Below are 20,658 nucleotides of genomic sequence, written 5' to 3' on the forward strand. Positions count from 1 at the left end.
AACTTTTGAATCACCTTGGCTTAAGAAAAATATCGCCTACATCGACGGCCACACTTGGTTCAATGCCATCTTGATGAGAGGATACGTCGAACTGTATCGAATTGATAAGAACCGGAAATACATCGACGCCTACGAGCAGATGTTCTCTAATCTGTGGCTCTCACCACAAGGGCACAACCGCTCTATGCAACTGCTGAATTACAAGGATTTCCGTGGCCTTACGCCACAAGACGATTGGGAAGTCATCTACATAGGAGCTTGTGTAGAAATGTTGGCTCAGTTAGCTATTTTGGAAAGTGAAGGCCTCTAAATCTAGAGGTATGGAGGCAGTTCTCGCCTTTAAAGTTACATTTTCTCTTTAGCCAATACATTCTTTTGGCAGAAATCGTCGTTTATTCGATAAATCTTTATAACTTTAGCCACTGAAAGGCATAGCGGTAATCGTGAACATAATGGGCACCTTTACCGCTATGTTTTAATGATTCAAACCAACAACGTCCATAACACTTAATAAAACTCACGCAAAAAGAAACTCTATAAAACACATCTACATCATGAAAAGAATAACTCTTGCCGCTTTTTGCATGCTCGCCTTGCAAAGCAGTTACGCACAGAAGGTGTACAAACTACTGTCACCCGATCAAAAAATCGAGATGAACATCAGCTTGTCCGACCAAATCCGTTATGACATCATCAGTCAAGGCGACACGCTGCTTACACAATGCAACATGCAAATGACCGTAGACAATGCCTCGCTGGGCAAAAATCCACGTGTGACCAAAGTTTCTCGCAACAGCGTAGACGAAACGCTTACTCCTGTCGTCCCACTCAAATTCTCCAGCGTTGCCAACCAATACAACCAGTTGCTGCTAAAATTCAAAGGCGGCTACTCCGTCGAATTCCGTGCTTTCGACAACGGTGTGGCCTACCGCTTCATCACCAACCTGAAGGACAGCATCGACGTTAAAGACGAATCTTTCTGTATCCATTTCCCCGCCAATTATCTGCTGCACATGCAACAGCCCGGAGGCTTTAAAACCTCTTACGAAGAAGAGTATGCCCACATCGAAAGCGAAGCATGGCTATCTTCCGACAGAATGGCGCTTCTTCCCTTGTTGATAGACACACGCGACAAAGGCTGCAAGATACTGATTAGTGAATCGGACCTGAGCGACTATCCCGCCATGTTCTTGAAAAGCAATCAGAGCAACGGCGCACACTCTATCTTCCCCAAAGTACCCCTTGAATTCGGAGAAGACGGCGACCGCAGTCTCAAAATATTGAAAGAAGCCGACTACATAGCCCGCACCACGGGAAAACGCAATTTCCCATGGCGCTACTTCGTCATTGCCCGGGACGACCGCCAACTCATTGAAAACACCATGACGTTCCAGTTGGCAGAAAAAAACGTGTTAGAAGACGTATCGTGGATCAAACCAGGGCTGGCTTCCTGGGAATGGTGGAACGGTGCCATCCCATACGGCGACGATGTAGACTTCGAAGCCGGCTGCAACCTGAATACCTACAAATACTTCATTGACTTTGCCTCCCGTTTCGGCATCCCCTACATCGTCATGGATGAAGGATGGGCCAAAAGCACACGCGACCCCTATACACCCAATCCGAGCGTAGACTTGCACGAACTCATACGCTACGGCCAAGAAAAAAACGTAGGCATCGTTTTATGGCTAACCTGGCTAACCGTAGAGAATCACTTCGACCTCTTTGAAACATTCGAAAAATGGGGAGTAAAAGGCCTAAAGATAGACTTCATGGACCGCAGCGACCAATGGATGGTCAACTATTATGAACGCGTGGCCCGCGAAGCTGCCAAGCACCACCTCTTCGTCGATTTCCACGGCGCCTTCAAACCCGCCGGGCTGGAATACCAATATCCCAATGTCTTGTCCTACGAAGGCGTGCGGGGCATGGAGCAGATGGGCGGATGCCGTCCCGACAACAGCCTCTACCTGCCCTTCATGCGTAATGCCGTGGGACCCATGGACTACACTCCCGGTGCCATGCTGAGCATGCAACCCGAAGTCTACTGCTCCAACCGGCCCAACTCGGCCAGTATAGGTACCCGTGCCTACCAAATGGCTCTGTTCGTTCTCTTCGAAAGCGGACTTCAGATGATGGCCGACAATCCCACCCTGTATTACCGCAACGAAGACTGTACACGCTTCATCACTTCCGTACCTCAGACTTGGGATGAAACGATAGCTCTCGAAGCCAAAGTTGGCGAATACGCTCTCGTAGCCAAACGCAAAGGAGACACATGGTTCATCGGCGGCATGGCCAACGGCCAACAGCCAATACGTACCTTCAACCTGAAGCTCGATTTTCTGCCTGAAGGGAAGAGCTTCCATATGACTTCTTTCGAAGACGGCCCCAACGCCCAGCGCCAAGCCTTAGACTACAAGAAAAAAGAACGCAACGTACAAAAAAATGACACAATCACCGTACGTATGGCTCGTAATGGTGGCTTTGCAGCCATTATCAAAACCAAATAACCCATAAACAACATTAATAACTTACTTTTATAAACTTACTTTTATGAAAAAACTTATTCTATCCGGCATCATCCTTGCCTCTCTGAGTCCCCATGCCCCCACATGGGCACAACAGGAAAGCGACTTGGAATGGTGCAACCAATTCGTATCAGGCGTCAACAAAGAAGAAGCCTGCCAGATTGCTATCCCCTTTGCCAACGAACAACAATCTCGGCAACTCAGTATGGAGGAATCTCCCTACTACAAGAGTCTCAACGGCACATGGAAGTTCAACTGGGTAGCCGACCCTAAAGACAGGCCCCAAGAGTTCTACAAGCCAGACTATGACGTCAGCCAATGGGACGACATCAAAGTACCCGCTACTTGGCAAATAGAAGCCGTACGCAACAACAAAGAATGGGACAAACCACTTTACTGCAACACTGTTTACCCTTTCTGTGACTGGCGGAATGTGCAATGGCCCAATGTCATCCAACCTCGCCCGGCAGACTATACCTTTGCCAATATGCCCAACCCGGTTGGCAGCTACCGTCGCGAGTTCACCCTGCCTGAATCATGGAAAGGACGCGACATATTTATCCGTTTCAACGGTGTGGAAGCCGGTTTCTACCTCTGGCTGAACGGCAAGAAAGTAGGCTACTCGGAAGACAGCTACCTGCCTGCCGAATTTAACCTGACACCCTACATCAACGAAAAAGGCAGCAACGTATTGGCCGTTGAAGTATACCGTTTCACTGATGGCAGTTACCTGGAATGTCAGGATTTCTGGCGTTTCAGTGGCATCTTCAGAGACGTATTCCTGTGGTCTGCTCCCAAAACACAGATCAGGGACTTCTTCTTCCGCACAGATCTGGACAGCCAATACAAGAACGCTACCGTACAACTGGACGTCCAACTGACCGGTAAGAAGAGCAAAGGCGACCTCCAAATCAAACTGATTGACCCGCAAGGCAAGGTCGTAACCACCCAAACCTTACCCGCTAAGATAGGCCAAAACAGTCTGACGTTTGACGTGGAGAATCCGGACAAGTGGACTGCAGAAACACCCAACCTCTACGACCTGAATATCACACTGATACAGAAAAGAAAGGTAATTGACCTACGCAACATCAAGGTAGGCTTCCGCAAAATTGAGTTCGCCAAAGACGGACGGATGCTAATCAACGGCAAATCGACCCTGCTGAGAGGCGTGGACAGACACGACCACAGCCCTTGGAACGGACGTACCGTTTCTAAAGAAGAGATGGAAAATGACATTAAGGTGATGAAACGCCTGAACGTAAATGCTGTCCGCACCTCCCACTACCCCAACAATCCCTACTGGTATGACCTGTGCGACAAATACGGCATCTATGTCATGGCAGAAGCCAATGTTGAATGTCACGGTCTGATGGAACTGTCCAAAGAACCGACGTGGGAAAAGTCCTTTGTAGAGCGCAACGAGAACCAGGTAAAGCGTTACAAGAACCATCCCTCCATCATCTTCTGGTCAATGGGTAACGAATCTGGCAACGGCAATAACTTCCTTCCGCTTCCAAAGCCATCAAGAAACTGGACTCCAGCCGTCCGATACACTACGAAGGCAACAGTGCCTTCTGCGACGTTACCAGCACCATGTACTCCAGCGTAGACTGGCTGGAAGGCGTAGGTAAAGACCGCTTACAGAAATTCCAAAACGGCGAAACCGTACAACCGCACGTCGTATGCGAATATGTTCTTGCCATGGGTAACGCAGTAGGCAACTTCAAAGAATACTGGGAAACCTACGAACGTTATCCAGCTCTGATAGGCGGTTTCATCTGGCAATGGGTAGACCACAGCATCAAGGTTCCCACTCCCGACGGGAAAGGTTATTTCCTGGCTGTGGGCGGCGACTTCAACGACAAACCCAACGACGGTAACTTCTGTGCCAACGGCCTCATCTTCTCCGACCGTACTTTCGCAGCCAAAGGCTATGAAGTGAAGAAGATGCACCAACCCGTGTGGGTAACCCCGATGGGCAACGGGCAATACAAGATTACCAACAAGCGTTTCCACAACAACATCGACGACTTGTACGGACGTTACGAAATCGTAGAAGACGGCAGAGTCATCTCTTCCGGCAACCTGGACGAACTGAACCTGGATGCTCAGGAAAGCAAAGTAATTACCATCGCCGACCGTCCTGCCCGCAACATCCCCGGTGCAGAATATTTCATCAACTTCAGCTTCCGTCAGAAAGAAGACACCGAATGGGCCGAAGCCGGATATGAAGTAGCCTCCGAACAATTCAAACTGAGCGACAGTGAGAAACCGCTCTTCATTGCCGAAAAAGGCGACATTGAACTGAACGAGACTTCGGAAAGCTTCATCGTGAAAGGCGACAAATTCATCGCCACTTTCTCGAAGAAAGAAGGCACTCTCTCGTCCTATCTGCTGAACGGAGTGGAACTGATCAGCAAAGGACTTGAACTGAACCTGTTCCGCACACCGACGGACAACGACAAGCAGATCAGCCGCGACTGGCAGCAGAAAGGCCTGTACAACATGGCACAGGAAGCCGGCACGTGGAGCGTAGAACAAAAAGACGGTACCATAGCCCTGCAAATCCGGAATACCTACAAAGGCAAACTGGACTTTAACTACCAGACCGACATCCAGTACACCGTATCTGCCGACGGTTCCATTCTGGTGAACAGCACCATCATCCCATCCAAGACAGGAGAAATCATCCCTAAGGTAGGTTACCGCATGGAACTGCCCGAGGGCTTCGAACGGATGCGCTGGTATGGCCGTGGTCCGTGGGAGAACTATGTCGACCGCAAAGAGTCCAGCTACTTCGGACTGTATGAAAGCACCGTGTCCGACCAATGGATCAACTATGTACGCCCCCAAGAAATGGGCAACCACGAAGATACACGCTGGATAACCATTACCAACCCCCAAGGAATGGGCTTTGTATATGTTGCCGGAGACAAAATGTCCGTCTCTGCCCTCCATGTACGGGCACAAGACATGACCTCTGCCGACAATATCCAAAAGATGGTACACGGATACGAAATCACTCCGCGCAAAGAAACCATCCTCTGCCTGGATGCAGCCAACCGTCCTCTGGGCAACGCCAGTTGTGGCCCGGGCCCGCTGAAGAAATACGAACTGACTTCACAGCCCACCGTATTCAGTTTCATCCTGCTGCCTCTGGAACGGAGCTATACCAACGACGAACTCAGCCGGAAAGCACGGGTAAGGATGCCTGTATGTATGCCAGTCCTGATAGAACGCGACAACAACGGCGACCTGCACATGAGCACTCATACCTCGGGAGCTACCATCCACTACCGCATCAATGGCGGCGAATACCAGACTTATTCAAAGCCATTCGCGCTGATAGAAGGAGGTAATGTAGAAGCCTATGCCGTTTCCGATGAGCTGGGACAAAGCCTGAAAACGACGGTACAACTGCCCATCTATGTAGACCGTTCCATCTGGAAAATAGTATCGGTCAGCAGCGAAAACAACGGAGAAGAAGCACGCAATGCCATCGACGGAGACCCGTCATCCATCTGGCACAGCCGTTGGAGCGAGCCCGAAGCCAAACACCCGCACAGCATCGTAGTAGACATGGGTTCCATGCTCGTCATTGACCAATTCATCTACACACCGCGTGATTCAGGCAACGGACGCATCAAAGACTATGAACTCTATTTCAGCAAAGACGGAAAGACTTGGGACAATCCGGTGAAAGGCCGCTTCCCCGACTCATCATCGGCACAAGTAGTCAAATTGGGCAGCCCTGTCACAGCCCGTTACTTCAAGTTCGTGGCACTGTCCGAAATGTACGGCCGTGCCTGGGCTTCAGTCGCCGAACTGAATGTCAACATCGTACAAAACCTGTCGGGTGCCGCTTCCAACAAGCAGAGCATTATCTCCGTAGACAGCGATGCCGACAACAGCATGAAGCTGGCGGCTGACGGCGACATCCAAACCTGCTGGCAGACCGTATTAAACGGTTTCTACCGCGCCCCCTATCCTCACGAAATACAGATAGGGCTGGCCAAGGAAGCAACCATCAAAGGTCTGAAATACACGCCTCGCCAAGACAGCGAAGAAGGCCGGATTGCCGCTTACGAAATCTACGTCAGCAACGACGGAAACAACTGGGGGAAACCGGTAGCCACCGGTACTTTCGCTCCCGGCAAAGACACGCAGACCGTTACCTTCAAGCCCTGCAAGGCACGCTACGTCAAACTGACAGCCCAATCGGCTCATGACAAAGGCAGGAAAGCTGCCATAGCCGAACTGAGTATCATCCTTTCGGATAAGTAACAAAGGCCCAAGCCTATATAAACAAGAAAGATGCCTCCGCTACGGAAAAAAGGTAGCGAAGGCATCTTTTTTTGCGGGTAGCGTCAACGATTCATAGAAATATGTGGGCTAAACCATGCTTTGAATGATATTGGGCTCATGTCAAGTTACATAAAAAGAATCCGATAAGAAGTCCCCAGCAAGCCCATACTCACAATCGCAGCACATATAATAGCCATCCACATACGAATAGATTGTTTTCCCTTCCACAAAGGAATAATGTGATAAATGAATAATACTATCACCGACAACGTCGCGACCGGCATAAATATCTTAATCGCCAAATCATCACGGAAGTCTGTAAAGTAGCACCAAGCAAACAGTGTAAAAATCACTATTGACAACAACAGTTCCCATTTTCCGTCCTTTCTCATCTTACTTCTTGTTTTAATTTAAGTTATATTCTTCCATCAGGCAGTGGCAAAGAAAAAGCCATAGTAGCCCCGCACTAACATCATAAGCAATGCAAGCATAGCTATCGCATACGCCCCTATTCGGTAATATTGCTTTTTGGGAAGCAAATCTCTCCATATACGCACAACGGCAAGAAAGAATAATACTGCCGTCACTACCGTTGTAAACAACAATAATTCAAGGTCCATAAGCTTTGTTCATTTAGCATAAAAGTATAAGAAACTCAACTTTCGGAGCTTCTCTATGGGAAACATGAGTGCCTTTAGGATCAAGGTCGTACATAAATAGTGCACCTCTTTGGATGGTAAACGAATCCGGCTTTGCCAAAATCGCATCTGCCGTCATCTTGGCAGACTCATAGATACTGGCACGTTCTTCAGGGAAACGCTCGTGTTTCAAGAATGAATAATCCACGCAATAAACTTTAGCCACCACTTTCCAAGCGTCATATTCCTCGGTCGTCATCTGCTCCTTGGCCCACTCGGGAACAACACCCATGGGAGCTACATTCTCCACATCTTCCACTCCGCTGACTCTCCATTGCCTTGCCTTTTCTTCCGGCTATGTCCCGGTGGAAACGAGTTCTTGCTTTTGATTGCACGAAAGTAGGCATAGGGAAACCAACAACATCAAACAAACACTTGTTTTCATGCGATTAAGATTTAAACAATTAAACATTGGGCTAATAGTCCTATTTCTCTACAAAGGAAGCCATTCTTCATCATATTTCCAAGAAGCGAGCGTCTACAAATCATTCCTGAACAGTCCAGACACTGCCATACTAACAATGCCTGCCCATGAAGCAGACAATAATATCGACACAACCATTATTCCAGCCATTCCCCATCCGATTAAACGTAGGATTTTTGCCTGCGTATATGCAGGATGCGGTGACGGACTGTTTTGGCAATTCGGCGGGATTTGCCGCTTGTCTTTGTGTCGGGCTTCCGTTTGCAGTGCTCTGGTTGCATGATAAGCGTAAATGAGTACGTTTCCCTGTCATAATGTCGTTTTAACATTATTTAAGTACAATAAAAAGTTCCCCCAACAGAAGCTGTCCATGTTTTCTCTGTTCTCCTTGCCAACTCCCTACCAAAGTCGTACCTCCTCCCTACCTCCTCCCTACCTCGTCCTTGTGTAAGACAAGGACGAGGTAGGGAGGAGAAGCGACCGAAGCAGGACGGAAAAGCCTTTTTGCCCCCTTGCCGCACCTTTCTGGCTGAAAAATTCCTATTTCCCGAAAAATAGCCTTAACTTTGCAACATTTAGCAACCCTTGGATTCAAACATGAGCAACCTTATTTCTACCTGCCGTTTCGTCTGGCTATGCTGTCTATGCCTGCTCCTGCCGGCAAACATACAAGGCCAGCACATCCGACAATTATCCAACAGGGACGGATTGTCCAACAGTGCCATCCTTTCGCTGTACCAAGACGAGAGGGGACTGATTTGGATAGGCTCGTGCGACGGGCTGAACGTGTTTGACGGCACAGACGTGCATCTCTATACCCCAAACAGCCAGGCGTCCAACCTGATTTCGGGCAACCTGATAAACGGAATTTGCAGCACGAGAAAGGATGTGCTTTGGGTACAGACCAATTACGGGCTCGACCGGCTCGATGCCGGGCAGGAGACCAGCCTGCATTTTGCCAACTTCAAAGACAATAACTTCATGGTCGAAAGTCCCGCGAACGGATTCTTTACCTTGAAAGACGATGGCTGTATCTATCATTTCGATGAAAAGGCCCAGACCTTCCGCCAACTGACCGCGCCCATAGCTCCGTTCGGACGGATACTGTCCATGGGCATAGACCGGAAAGACTGCCTGTGGGTGCTGGCCCAAGGCGAACAGCCGGTACAATGTTTCCGGATTGAGCAGACGGGAAACGAAACGAGGCTGACTCCCCAACAGCTTCCGCCGGCTACGCTACGCCTGAAGCACGCATTTGCAGAAGAAGAGCAAATCTACTTCGTCGACACAACTTACGGGTTCTATGAATACGACCTCAACAACCGGAAGGCTTATTTCATTGCCGACCTGTCGGAAGCCATCCGCGAACGAGGCGAAATCTCTTCCATCGCCAAGCAAGGCAACGACTACTACATCGGCTTCAAAAGCAACGGGCTGATGATTTTGCGCTTCATGCCCAACCAGAAAACCAAGTATGAACTGCAAGACACGGAGATACAATGCGGCATCTTTTGCCTGATGAAAGACCGTTTCCAGGACATTGTCTGGATTGGCACCGACGGACAGGGCGTCTACATGTACTTCAACGAATCTGTCTCCATCACCAACACCCTGCTCAATACGCCGCTCCATTCCATCAACAACCCCGTGCGTGCGCTCTACTACGACCACGAGCAGACACTATGGGTGGGCACAAAGGGCGACGGCATATTGCGCATCCCGCATTACGTGCCGGGCAATGGCCTGCCTCTTACCTTCCAGCGCATAACGGCTTCCGGCACGGCTCTGAGCGACAACTCGGTCTATTGCTTCGCGCCCAGTCGCCGGGAACTGTTGTGGATAGGCACAGAGAAGGGGCTGAACTATTATTCATACGCCACCCGCCGCTTGTATCCATTACCCGTCACAGCAGGCGGGAAAAGCCTGAAATACATCCACGACATCAAAGAGCTGAACGATACCACACTCTGGATATCCACCGTAGGCGAAGGGGTTGTAAAAGTGACACTGGACCGTGGAGGCCGGCCCATGCCCCGGGTGGAGTCGGCCATCCGAAAGACCATAGACCAGGACAAAATGCCCTCCAACTATTTCTTCACCTCCTACCAGGAAAACGACTCGCTGCTGTGGTTCGGCAACCGGGGACAGGGGGCTTTCTGCATGAACGTGGCAAGCGAAGAATGGAAAAGTTACCGTTTCGACAACATCGTGGACAGCCGTACGGCCAATGACATCTTCGCCATCTACAAGAACCCTGCGGGCTATTGGATGGGCACCAGTTCGGGCTTGCTGCACTTCCCGCCCGACAGGACGAAAGCCGGAGAAGCCACATTGCTGTCGCACAACACGGTGCATGGTATCTTGGAAGACCAGGAAGGCAACTTGTGGCTGAGCACCAACCAAGGCCTGGTCCGCTTCGACCCGAAGAGCAAGACGCACTATGCCTACAACCATAAGAACGGGCTGGAGGTCTCTGAATTTAGCGACGGGGCTTTCTTCAGAGACCCGCAGAGCGGATTGTTGTTTTTCGGAGGTACCAACGGATTCGTCACGCTCAAACCCGATTTCGCCTCGGAACAGCCTTATATGCCGCCCATCTGGCTGCAAGGCATCAGCATCTTCGGGAAAAAAGAAAACATCAACCGCTTCTTGCACGAAGACAATGGAGAGCTTTTCCTGCAACTGAAACATGACCAGGATTTCTTCCAGCTAACTTTCAAGGCCATCGACTATATCAACGGAAACAACTACACGTATTTCTACAAGATAGACGAAATAAACAGCCAGTGGATAGGAAACGAAGCGTATACCGACATCGTCCTTTCCAACATGACTCCGGGAAAATATACGCTGCAAATCAAATACAGGAACAACAGCAACGGGCAGGAGAGCCGGCCGCAGACAGTCATCATCCGGATACTGCCCCCCTGGTACCTCACCTATTGGGCGTATGCAGCCTATGCCCTGCTGTTCATAGGCTTGGCAGCGGGCATCATCTACCGCGTCATCAGACGTTACCGCCGGAAGCAGCTACGCACCATTGAGAAAATCAACCAGCAGAAGAAAGAAGAAATCTACGAATCGAAGCTGCGCTTCTTCACCAACATCACCCATGAGTTTTGCACGCCGCTGACGCTTATTTACGGGCCCTGTGAGCGCATTTTGTCCTATCAGGGTACAGATACCTATATCCGGAAATATGCCACGATGATACGGCAAAATGCAGAGAAGCTGAACAGCCTTATCCTGGAGCTGCTGGAGTTCCGCCGACTGGAGACGGGGAACAAGGTGCTGGACATACAAGAGGTGCCGGTATCGGAAAGCCTGGAAAACACGGCCAACCTGTTCGGCGAAATGGCGGAGCAACGCGGCATCGGATACAGGCTCAAGATTGCACCCGGCATAAAATGGAATACAGACTTGAGCTGCTTCAACAAGATTGCAGAGAATCTGCTGTCCAATGCCTTCAAATATACACCGGGACAGGGGGAGATTCTTTTGTCGCTGACGGGAGGGCCGATGCTGACCTTGCGTGTATCCAATTCCGGGAAAGGCATCGCCCGCGAAGACCTGCCCAAGATATTCGACCGCTACAAAGTGCTGGATTCTTTCGAAATGAGCGGCAAGGGCTCGCGCACGGGGCTGGGACTGGCCATCTGCAAACACATGGTCACGTTGCTCAAAGGGGAAATCACGGTCGAAAGTGCCGTAGACGGCATGACCACTTTTACGGTCACGCTGCCACCGCTGCCTCCCGGCAAACCACATGCACAGACTCCGGCCTACCAGGAACCGTTCAAACCGGTGCAAGAAGCGGCCATCGTCGAAGAAAAGCACGAAATGCAGGCTTACGACGAAAACAAGCGGACGGTAATGATTATCGACGACGATGCCTCCATGTTATGGCTCGTCTCCGAGATTTTCGCCAGCAAATACAACGTATGTTCTTTCAGCAATGCAGAAGAGGCCATAGCGGAGCTGGAGAGCAGGCAGCCAGATTTGATTATCTCTGATGTGATGATGCCCGGCACAGACGGTCTGTCTTTCGCCCAAAAGCTTAAACAAAACAAGCTGTGGAAACACATCCCGCTGATATTGCTTTCGGCCCTGAACCACGAAGATGACCGCATGAAGGGCATCGAATCGGGTGCCGATGCTTACGTCACCAAGCCCTTCAACATTCATTACCTGGAGAAGATGGCAGACCGGCTCATCCAGCGGGAAAATGAATTGAAAGACTATTACAACTCCGTCTTCAGCTCGTTCCAGGTTGAAAACGGCAAGCTACAAAGCACGGAAGACCGTGAGTTTATGAAGCGGTTGCTTTCGCTCATCGAAGAAAACCTGAGCAGCCCGGAATTGTCTATCGACATGCTGTCACAGAACATGGGCTACAGTCCAAGACAATTTTACAGGAAGTTGAAAGACTGTTCGGGCAAAGCTCCTACCGAACTTATCAAGGAATGTCGCCTGGTCATGGCCGAACGGCTGTTGGTCTCCCAGAACCTGACCATCGAGCAAATCATGCAGCAAACCGGATTCACCAACCGGGGAACATTCTACAAGACGTTCTCGCAACAATATGGCATCCCCCCGCTGCAATACAGGAAACAGCAACGGCAACAAGTGGAGCAGGAGAAGGGTGACAAGCCGGACGAATCGGACGTAGCTCCGGAATAAGCATCATGGCCGGCTGCCCAAGTCTTTCCGCCCCAGTACCAGCAAAGGCAGGAAGAAGAATATCCCGACCAACGACAAAAGCAGCCCACCAATGGTGCCTGCCGCCAAAGGGAACCAGAAAGCTTCCCGCTCAGTCCCCACCATAAAGGGTATGAAGCCTAAGATGGTGGAAACGGATGTCAGGAAAATGGGCACTACCTTGGCATTCCAGGCTTTGGTATAAGCATGCAAGGGACAAAGGCATGGGAAGCGGCGGCGCAGGCTGTTGTACTCGTTCAGAATGTAGATGCTGGCATTGACAGTGATGCCGCACAGCAGGACAAACGAGGCAAAACCTCCCTGGTCGAAATTCAAGCGGAAAAGGTAGAAGGTCAGGAAGACGCCAATGTATGACACGGGGATGACGGAGATAATCGCAAACGGCTGCTTCAATGAATCGAACAAGATGCCTGTGATAAGAAAGATGATGGCAATGACCACTCCTAACAGCAGGTACTGCTTACCACTGTCTCTGCCCCAAAACCAATAGGCGTTCTCCGACTTGGCAGTATAGCCCACAGGCAATTGCCCGTTGAACTCTTCCAAGATATTCTCCAGCAGATGGCGGCCCATTTCGCCCGAACCAATGTATTCATATTGCAGGCACAGGCGGTATTGCTGGTCTTCCTTGGCTATCTGCTGTGGCATGAGGCCTTTCTCCACCTCGGCCAGCCCCGACAGCTTGTACAGCTTGCCGCTGCCCGTCTCGTAAGGGAAATAGCGCATAGCCCAGATGTCATACTCACCGGCCTGGCGCGAAGACAGTTTGATGTTTTCCGTTCCTGTTTCCGTGTTTACCGAACCTATCAGCATGTCACGCCCGAAAATAGGACGCACGGCATCGAAAAGGCTGGCGGCGGCAATGTCTTCCTGCGCCATGCGTTGCTTGTCCAGGTGGAAATAGTATTCCTGATAGTCGTCTTTCCACCACGAAAATTCCGAGTTAATCAGCACTTCCTTGATACGCCGATGGGTCAGCAGACGGGCCTTGAGCCGCTCGGCCCATTCGTAAAGTTCATCGTAATTGTAGCCGTACATCTCCACACGGTAAGAGCCTGCCCCTTCGCGCACATCGTTGTTGAAGCCTTGGTCCTGCAAGCCGTAGATGCTCCAGCTCCCTCCGCCCAACTGCAGCGCTTTGCTTATCATATTGGCTTTGAGCGTATAGGGGAAGCCACTATGCTGGTACTCTTTCTTGAAATAGATGCTGAGCGAGGCACGGCAGGCGTTGTAGACCGAGACATGGAACTGGCGTATCTCCCGGAAACCGCTCAGATAGGCCTCCATGCGCTTCATCAGCGTATTCATCTGCTCCAACGTGCTGCCATTGGGCAAGGTGGCATTGGCATAGAGCACCACTTCTTCGTTACGGGTGAAATAACTGCCTTCGTACACCTTCTCCACAAACAGTCGCAACGTGCCGCCCAATGCTTTGTCCACGATGGGTTTGATGTCCTCTTGATATACCGACGAGCCGAAAGTCTCGTTATACAGTTCCACCCAACGGCCATCCCCCTCCAACTTTTCGGGCAATAAGAAGACGGGCAGGCCGAAAGCCAGTGCCAGCACTGTCCATACCACCCAGCGGCGGCGACGCAGGCCCACAATCATCCGTCCGTAAAGGTGAGTGAAGCAAACTGCCAGACGGCGCCCCCTGTAAGCATAGGTTCCCCTCCCCCCGAACAAACGACGGGCCAAGCAGCCGCGCCATTGGCTCCACACCCGCAGGCGGAACGGGCGGCTCTGCGCCAGCCCTATCTTCTCTATCAGCGAGGGAACAAAGAAGAGCGACACCAGCAGCGACACGCCCAGGTTGATGATGACCACGGCAGCAAAGTCCTGCAGGTTGACGCGTATCTCTTCCTTCAGGAAAAAGATGATGACCAGCGCCCCCATCGTCGTCAGCGTGGCGGCCAGCACAGAGAGATAGGCCTTCAGGTTGTGACGGTGCAAGATATGGTCAGTCATGACGATGGTGGCGTCTATCACCAGGTTGAGCGACACGGTGACACCCGCCAACGAATAGAGCTGCATCTCCAATCCGAACAAGTAGTAGAAGATGACGGCCACACAGATGTTCACCGCCAGGCTGGCTACGATGAGGAATAGATAGCGCAGGCGACGGGTGATGAGCCAGACGAAGGCCAGCAGGATGAGTACGGTCAGCCCCGAGCGCCAGTATATCGTATGCAGTTCGTCGCGGATATAATCGGTGGCGTCGTAGCTGGTGTGCACCTCGTAGCCGGGAGGCAGAAGGGTGCGCAGGGTCTCCATCTCGTCCATCACCCGTGCTGCCAGCCGAAGCTGGTTGGCACTCTCTTCGGCGGTGACGGAGAGGTAGATGGAGTTCAGGCCGTTGATACGGAAATAGCTCTGCGGGGCAGCCTCGACATGGGTGACAGTGACCAGCTCGTCCAACCGGATTATCTTACTGCCGGCAGTGGCCACCGGAATGGCCGATGCATCGAAATGTGAGGCGTCGCCTTCGGGCACCAGTGCCAATCGGAGCCAGCGGTGTGTGCCGTCGTTTCCGTCCACGTCGGCTGTGCCCAGGAACTCGCGACGGTAGTGGTTCTGCACGGCGCGGCTGATGTCATCGATGCTGACGCCCAGGCGGCGCAACTGCTCGCTATCATACTCCAACTGCCACTCCAGGGGGGTGGCCCCCGTTATGTCTACCTGATAGATGCCGTCCAGGCGCGCCAGTCGGGGCTTGATGTGCTCTTCGGCATACTGCTGGATGAGGATGGGTGCAGAGGGGGCGTTGAGGGTGAAGGAGAGGAAGGGGCGCTGTGTCCCGTCGGCAGGCATCTTCATCTGGATGACGGGATAGGAGACACCGGCGGGCAACTGGGGCCAGGTCTGGCGCACGATGGTAGAGGCTTCGAAGCGGACGGCTTCCACGTCGGCGTGCTTGTCCAGGTCGACGGTGATGTTTCCCCAGCCGTTGCCCGAGGTCGAACGCATCTTCTCCACTCCACCGATGCGGGCCAACATGGCTTCGAGGCGGCTGGTGACTTCCATCTCGACGACACGCGACGAGGCTCCCGGCAGGGAGTAGCTGACGGTGAAGCCGGGCAGGCTGCGCGAGGGGTTCAGCTTGACGGGGAGCTGGGGCAGCAGGGCGAGGCCCACCAGAGAGAGGCAGACGAAGCTGACGATGAGCGTGAAGGGCGAGAGGCGAGGGCGTGAGTCGTGGTGCATGGCGGAATCAGTTTAATGTGCCCCAGTCGAACTGGTCGGACAGGGAGAAGCCGGAGGTGAAGTCGAACAGGGTGAGGCGGCGTATCTTGTAGTAGTTTTCCCAATATTGTTGCAGGGCGGAGATGTAGTTGCGCTGTGCTTCCTGGCGGCGGTTGAGCGAGAGGGTGAGGCTGTTGATGTCAGCCTGGCCGATGATGAAGCGCTGGCGGGTCTGCTCGTAGGCCAGGTCGGCCAGGTCGAGGGCGCGGGAGGCGCTCTGGACGAGGGCTTGCTGGAGGTTGAAGTCGTTGACGGTCATGATGACTTCTTCTTCGACGCTGATTTCCTGTTGGCGGGAGGAGATGCGGACGACGTTGAGGTTGTTTCGGGCCATGTTGTACTTGCCTTTGCGCACGCCCCAGTCGACCAAGGGGATGGAGAGGGTGACGGAGACCATGTCTTGCTGGAGGGGCCGGCGGTAGGCGCCGCCCAGGTCTTCGGCCACTTGGTTGAAGCCGATGCTGGCGTTGATGCTGGCGTTGAAGCGGGACTCTTGGCGGGTACGGTCGACTTCTTGCTGGGCTTCGAGGACATCTTGACGGAGCTGGAGGAAGTCGGGGTTGTTCTCACGGGCCATGGCCAGGGCTTTGTCGACGGAGACGGTGAAGCCTCGCGGCGGGCCGGGCAGGATGAGGCGCAGGCGGGTGTCTTTGGGCAGGTCGAGGAAGGAGGCGAGGGCGAACATGGCGCGTCTGAGGCTGCTGGCGGCCGTCTGGAGGGTGTTGGTGGCATTGACGTGGTCCAGCTCGAGGGTGAGCAGGTCGGCTCGGCTGATGGCGGCTATCTTGAAGCGTTCGCGGCCGATGCGGTAGAGGGTGTCCGAGCTGGCCAGTTGGTCGGCTGCCAGGTCGTATTCGGCCTGTGCCATGGCCAGTTGGAAGAAGTAGGTGGTGGCCTGCTCGCTGACCTGCTCGGCGTTGTAGAGGTATTGCTTCTTGACTTTCTCGTACTTCAGGGGCTCGATGCGCCGTTCCCAACGGAAGGGGTTGTAGCCTACGAGGTCTTGCGAGTAGCCCACCTGAAAGGGGACGCTGGTGTATTGCGTGTAGCGGTTGGCGCCGAAGTTGCGCATGTATCCCAGCGAAGTGTTGGCGTAGAAGGTTCCTCCGGTCAGATCGAAGTTCTGGCGGAGGGAGAGGTTACCGTAGGCGTAGAACGACTGCTGGGTGCGGTAGACGTCGATGTCGGCCTCCGAGTCATAACGGCGGGTGATGTCACGGTAATACTGCGCGGGGGTCAGGTCGAGCGTCAGACTGGGCAGGCGGTTGGCACGATAGGTGCGGTACTCCCAGTATCCGCTGAGATACATGTTCTGCGCACGAAAGGCTTCGAGCGAGCTGTCGTTGGCCAGGCGGATGGTCTGCCGCAGGTCAAGCGTCAGGCTGGGCTGAGCCGGGAGGGCCGCCGGAGCGGCCAGCAAGGCGAGTAGGATTAGCTTCTTCATTGTACATTATTCTTTACATCCCGCAGGCAGCCAGGGAAAGGTGGCGTCTGAGGCAGGCAAAGGTGGCGTCTTTCCTTACCAAAGGTGGCACCTTTCCCTACCTTACTCCCCACCTTTTGGGGGTGTCTGTCGGGGCTTCTCATTATCAGATAGTTACAGTTTTCTCTCCTATTTCCATTATTCTTTACAAATCAAGTCCCTTCCGGCATCGGCCCGGCGGTAGACAAACCAGTAGGCCAGCGGGATGAGAAAGAGGCTGACCAGCGTGCCGACCAGCATCGCCCCCATCATGCCGATGACGAACGGGTGTTGCAGTTCCGACCCCATGTCCGAGGCAAACAACAGAGGCACCATGCCGCAGACCGACGTGAGCGCCGTCATCACAATGGGCCTCAGGCGCCTTCGCCCGGCCTCGTGGATGGCCGGCAGCAACGCCCAGCCCGCCCGGCGCAACTCGTTGATGGCGTCCAGCTTCAAAATGGAGTCGTTGATAATGACGCCGCACGTCACGATAAGGCCAATGGCCGACATCAGGTTCAGCGTATGCCCGCAGGCCCAGAGCAGCACCAGGGCGAAAGCCAAGTCAACAGGAATCTCCAGCAAGACGATGAGCGGCTGCAGGAAGCTCTCGAACTGGGCGGCCAGGATGAAATACATCAGCAGGACCGACACACAGAGGATGACCACCAGCGAGTCCAACATCCGGCGGTTCGAGAAGAAACTGCCCGAGAACTGCGTGTCCCACCGCCCGTCCCTGTCGGCCTCCGCCTTCACCCGCCGCATCAGCGCCGGAGCATCCTGCACGTCATGGAAGGCCAAGGGGACATACTCGCCATTCCTCCCCGCCGTCACCGTCTTCAGGTCCTCGCCCGGCGACAGGCGGACGAAATAGCTCAACGGCAACTGCTCCACCCGCCCCTGGTCGTCGGGCTGCGTGCGCACCAACGTCGTGCGCAACACCTCGTCCACCGTCTGCCCCCGCCCCACGATGCCGATGGGCAAATACTGCTGATAGGAGTGGAGCATGGCCACGTCATTCTCCTTGAACGCCGCCCGCAGCGTGCGGTACACCTCATCATAGCTCACCCCGTAGAGCAACAGGCGTTCCTGCCTGACAGCAATCTCCAGTTGCTCCTCGAAAGCCAGCCCCTCGACAGGCATCCCCGCCGCCTCTTGCACACGCCGCTCCAGCCCGCGCAACTCCCCCGGCCTGGGCGCCTCCTGCCGGTTGCGGGCATACAACTCGGCCACCACATCGGCCTCGCCCGTGTCAAACAACTTCTCAAACACCGTCTCCGGCGGCGCAAACGTCACCACCGCCTGCGGATACTCCGCCTTCACCACCCCATATATCTTCTCCTGCAACGGCCCTACCACTTCGGCAGACACCGCCTTCACATACATCTCCGCCTCCGACGACGACAACGGCCTCTCCCTCTCCAACAGATAATCCTGCTGGGCCACCTCGGCCACCTGCTCCACCACATCGTCGCCCGCCAGCCGTTTCATCAGCCCAGACACACGGCGCCGGTTCTCGTCCACATGGATATTCTCGTTCCACTCCACCCGCACCATTAGCTCATGCTGCTCCACCCGGGGCATCCGCTCCTTGTCGATGACATAAAACATCAGCACACACAGCGGCACCGACACCACGCCAAACGTCGCACACCACCCCTTGTGAGCAAACACCCAGTCCACCCCCGCATCATAAAACCTGTCCAACGTGTGCGCCTTCAGCGGATTGTTAATGCGGATACGTCCCCACCACGACCGGCGCCTCCCCATGCCTGCCCGGTACACCAGGTAATACAGCACCGGCAACAGCAAGATGCCCGTGAAGTAAGACGTCACCTGCCCCACCGTCACCGAAAACGCCTGGTCATAAAACAACGCTCCGCCGATGCCGCTCATGAAGATAAGTGGGACAAACACGGCAATAGTCGTCAACGACGAACTAATCATGGGCGTAATCACCTCATCCGTACCCGCCACACAAGCCCTCCGCAAGCTGTAGCCACGCTCCCGATACTGCGAAATGTTCTCCGTCACAATGATGCTGTTGTCTATCATCATCCCCAAAGCCATGATAAGCCCCGACAGCGATATAATGTTCATCGACAAACCGAACAGATAGAAGAACACAAAGCCCGCCACCAGCGACACCAACATGCTCAACCCTATGATGAAAGGAGACTTCAGGTCGCCCAGAAACAGCATGGCCACGATACAGATGAACAAGAAACCCTGCAACAGATTCTCCTGCAAGTTCGTGATGGTATAGTCCAGCAGCTCCGTCTGGTTGCGGCTCACGCAGAAATCAATGTCAGGATACGTCTGCCTGAAGTAGTCCACCGTACCGCTTACAGCCGCCTTCATGTCAGCCATCGTCTCGTCCGCCTGCTTAATGACAGCCAAGGTCACCGCCCTCTTGCCGTTGCTCAACACGACACCCCGCTCCTCAGCCGGCACAATGTTGACATCGCAGAAGTCCCCCAGGCGGATGATACGCCCTTCCTTGCGTAACAAAATGTTGCGCACATCATCCTCTGTGCGCAGCAAGGTAGAGAACTTAATGTTGTATTCGTAATAACCATCGCGCACCGTCATACTGCCCGGCTCTACATTGTTCTGCGCCAACACCTGCTCAATGTCTTCGACAGAAAGCCCCAGCACCGCCAGCTTGTCCGGGTCGGGCACCACCTGCAATTCACGCTCCAGCACACCCGTCACGTCCACCATAGCCACCTCGGGCAATTGTTCGATACGCCGCCTGATGACATTTTCGGCAAACTCGCAAAGCTCCAGAAAAGCCTTTTCGTCCGTCCGTCCGAAAGCACTGTCGGCCTTCAGCGTCAAGTTCAGGTAGAACACCGGGATGTCCGTCGCACTGGCCTTCACCACTTTAGGGCGGTCAATGTCTTTCGGCAAGTAGCTCATAGCCGCATCAATTTTCTCGTTCACCTCAATGAAAGCCAGGTCGATGCGAGTGCCATAATCGAAGCCCAGGCGAATCACCCCCGCGCCGTCACGCGTCTCGCTGTGCAGGTCTTCCAGTTTCGCCACCTGAATGAGCTGCTGCCGCAAAGGCTTGACCACAGCATTCTCCAGCTCGCGTGCCGAAGTGTTCTCTGCCGTCACCTGCACCGTAATCTCCGGGATGGCTATGTCCGGCAACAACGAAACAGGCAGCGAGAAATACGTCACCAGCCCCAAGATGAAGCAAGCAGTGAAAGCCATCAGCACGGCTATGGGACGTTGTATAAGAAACTTTATCATGATGATTGATAG

The 20,658-nt window shown here is 53.4% G+C and carries 8 protein-coding genes and 2 pseudogenes; 4 read left to right on the forward strand and 6 right to left on the reverse strand.

Features of this window, described 5'->3' with window-relative positions; translation table 11 throughout:
- The 3 genes and pseudogenes from M3090_RS12750 to M3090_RS12760 form a co-directional block, all read left to right on the forward strand.
- Positions 1 to 310, forward strand: a pseudogene (locus tag M3090_RS12750) (hypothetical protein); the annotation flags it as partial.
- 244 nt (positions 311 to 554) lie between these two features.
- The gene (locus M3090_RS12755; protein ID WP_410553255.1) at positions 555 to 2,513 is read left to right on the forward strand and encodes a glycoside hydrolase family 97 protein; all 1,959 of its coding nucleotides are present in this window, start codon (positions 555 to 557) and stop codon (positions 2,511 to 2,513) included.
- A 43-nt stretch (positions 2,514 to 2,556) separates the two neighbouring features.
- Positions 2,557 to 6,818, forward strand: a pseudogene (locus M3090_RS12760) (glycoside hydrolase family 2 TIM barrel-domain containing protein).
- Positions 6,819 to 6,964: 146 nt separating this feature from the next.
- On the opposite strand, the gene M3090_RS12765 reads toward M3090_RS12760, so the two are convergent.
- Genes M3090_RS12765 through M3090_RS12775 form a run of 3 tightly spaced genes read right to left on the reverse strand, consistent with a single transcriptional unit; the run spans position 6,965 to position 7,787 of the window.
- On the reverse strand, positions 6,965 to 7,231 hold the full coding sequence (locus M3090_RS12765) for a hypothetical protein (RefSeq protein ID WP_249056855.1): 267 nt from the start codon (positions 7,229 to 7,231) through the stop codon (positions 6,965 to 6,967).
- 36 nt (positions 7,232 to 7,267) lie between these two features.
- The gene (locus M3090_RS12770; RefSeq protein WP_249056857.1) at positions 7,268 to 7,459 is read right to left on the reverse strand and encodes a hypothetical protein; all 192 of its coding nucleotides are present in this window, start codon (positions 7,457 to 7,459) and stop codon (positions 7,268 to 7,270) included.
- 13 nt (positions 7,460 to 7,472) lie between these two features.
- Complete coding sequence (locus M3090_RS12775) at positions 7,473 to 7,787, reverse strand: hypothetical protein (RefSeq protein WP_249056859.1); 315 nt, start codon at positions 7,785 to 7,787, stop codon at positions 7,473 to 7,475.
- Positions 7,788 to 8,558: 771 nt separating this feature from the next.
- On the opposite strand from M3090_RS12775, the gene M3090_RS12780 reads away from it, so the two are divergent.
- The gene (locus M3090_RS12780; protein ID WP_249056861.1) at positions 8,559 to 12,641 is read left to right on the forward strand and encodes a hybrid sensor histidine kinase/response regulator transcription factor; all 4,083 of its coding nucleotides are present in this window, start codon (positions 8,559 to 8,561) and stop codon (positions 12,639 to 12,641) included.
- A 3-nt stretch (positions 12,642 to 12,644) separates the two neighbouring features.
- Here the strand turns inward: M3090_RS12780 and M3090_RS12785 are convergent, their stop codons facing one another.
- The 3 genes from M3090_RS12785 to M3090_RS12795 all read right to left on the reverse strand — a co-directional run bounded on the left by M3090_RS12785 (position 12,645) and on the right by M3090_RS12795 (position 20,646).
- Positions 12,645 to 15,884, reverse strand: a complete 3,240-nt coding sequence (locus tag M3090_RS12785; RefSeq protein ID WP_249056863.1) for an efflux RND transporter permease subunit — start codon at positions 15,882 to 15,884, stop codon at positions 12,645 to 12,647.
- A gap of 7 nt (positions 15,885 to 15,891) precedes the next feature.
- Positions 15,892 to 17,367: a TolC family protein gene (locus tag M3090_RS12790; protein ID WP_249056865.1), complete on the reverse strand. Its 1,476-nt coding sequence runs from the start codon at positions 17,365 to 17,367 to the stop codon at positions 15,892 to 15,894.
- 177 nt (positions 17,368 to 17,544) lie between these two features.
- Entirely contained in the window at positions 17,545 to 20,646 is a 3,102-nt protein-coding gene (locus tag M3090_RS12795; protein WP_249056868.1) for an efflux RND transporter permease subunit, read from the reverse strand.
- Positions 20,647 to 20,658 lie beyond the last annotated feature (12 nt).

The sequence above is a fragment of the Bacteroides sp. ET71 genome (assembly GCF_023336905.1).
Taxonomy (GTDB): domain Bacteria; phylum Bacteroidota; class Bacteroidia; order Bacteroidales; family Bacteroidaceae; genus Bacteroides.

Bases quoted from the DNA above. Each gene is read 5' to 3' on its own strand.
- M3090_RS12755 (WP_410553255.1), top strand. From the start codon at position 555: ATGAAAAGAATAACTCTTGCCGCTTTTTGCATGCTCGCCTTGCAAAGC.
- M3090_RS12765 (WP_249056855.1), bottom strand. From the start codon at position 7,231: ATGAGAAAGGACGGAAAATGGGAACTGTTGTTGTCAATAGTGATTTTT.
- M3090_RS12770 (WP_249056857.1), bottom strand. From the start codon at position 7,459: ATGGACCTTGAATTATTGTTGTTTACAACGGTAGTGACGGCAGTATTA.
- M3090_RS12780 (WP_249056861.1), top strand. From the start codon at position 8,559: ATGAGCAACCTTATTTCTACCTGCCGTTTCGTCTGGCTATGCTGTCTA.
- M3090_RS12785 (WP_249056863.1), bottom strand. From the start codon at position 15,884: ATGCACCACGACTCACGCCCTCGCCTCTCGCCCTTCACGCTCATCGTC.
- M3090_RS12790 (WP_249056865.1), bottom strand. From the start codon at position 17,367: ATGAAGAAGCTAATCCTACTCGCCTTGCTGGCCGCTCCGGCGGCCCTC.
- M3090_RS12795 (WP_249056868.1), bottom strand. From the start codon at position 20,646: ATGATAAAGTTTCTTATACAACGTCCCATAGCCGTGCTGATGGCTTTC.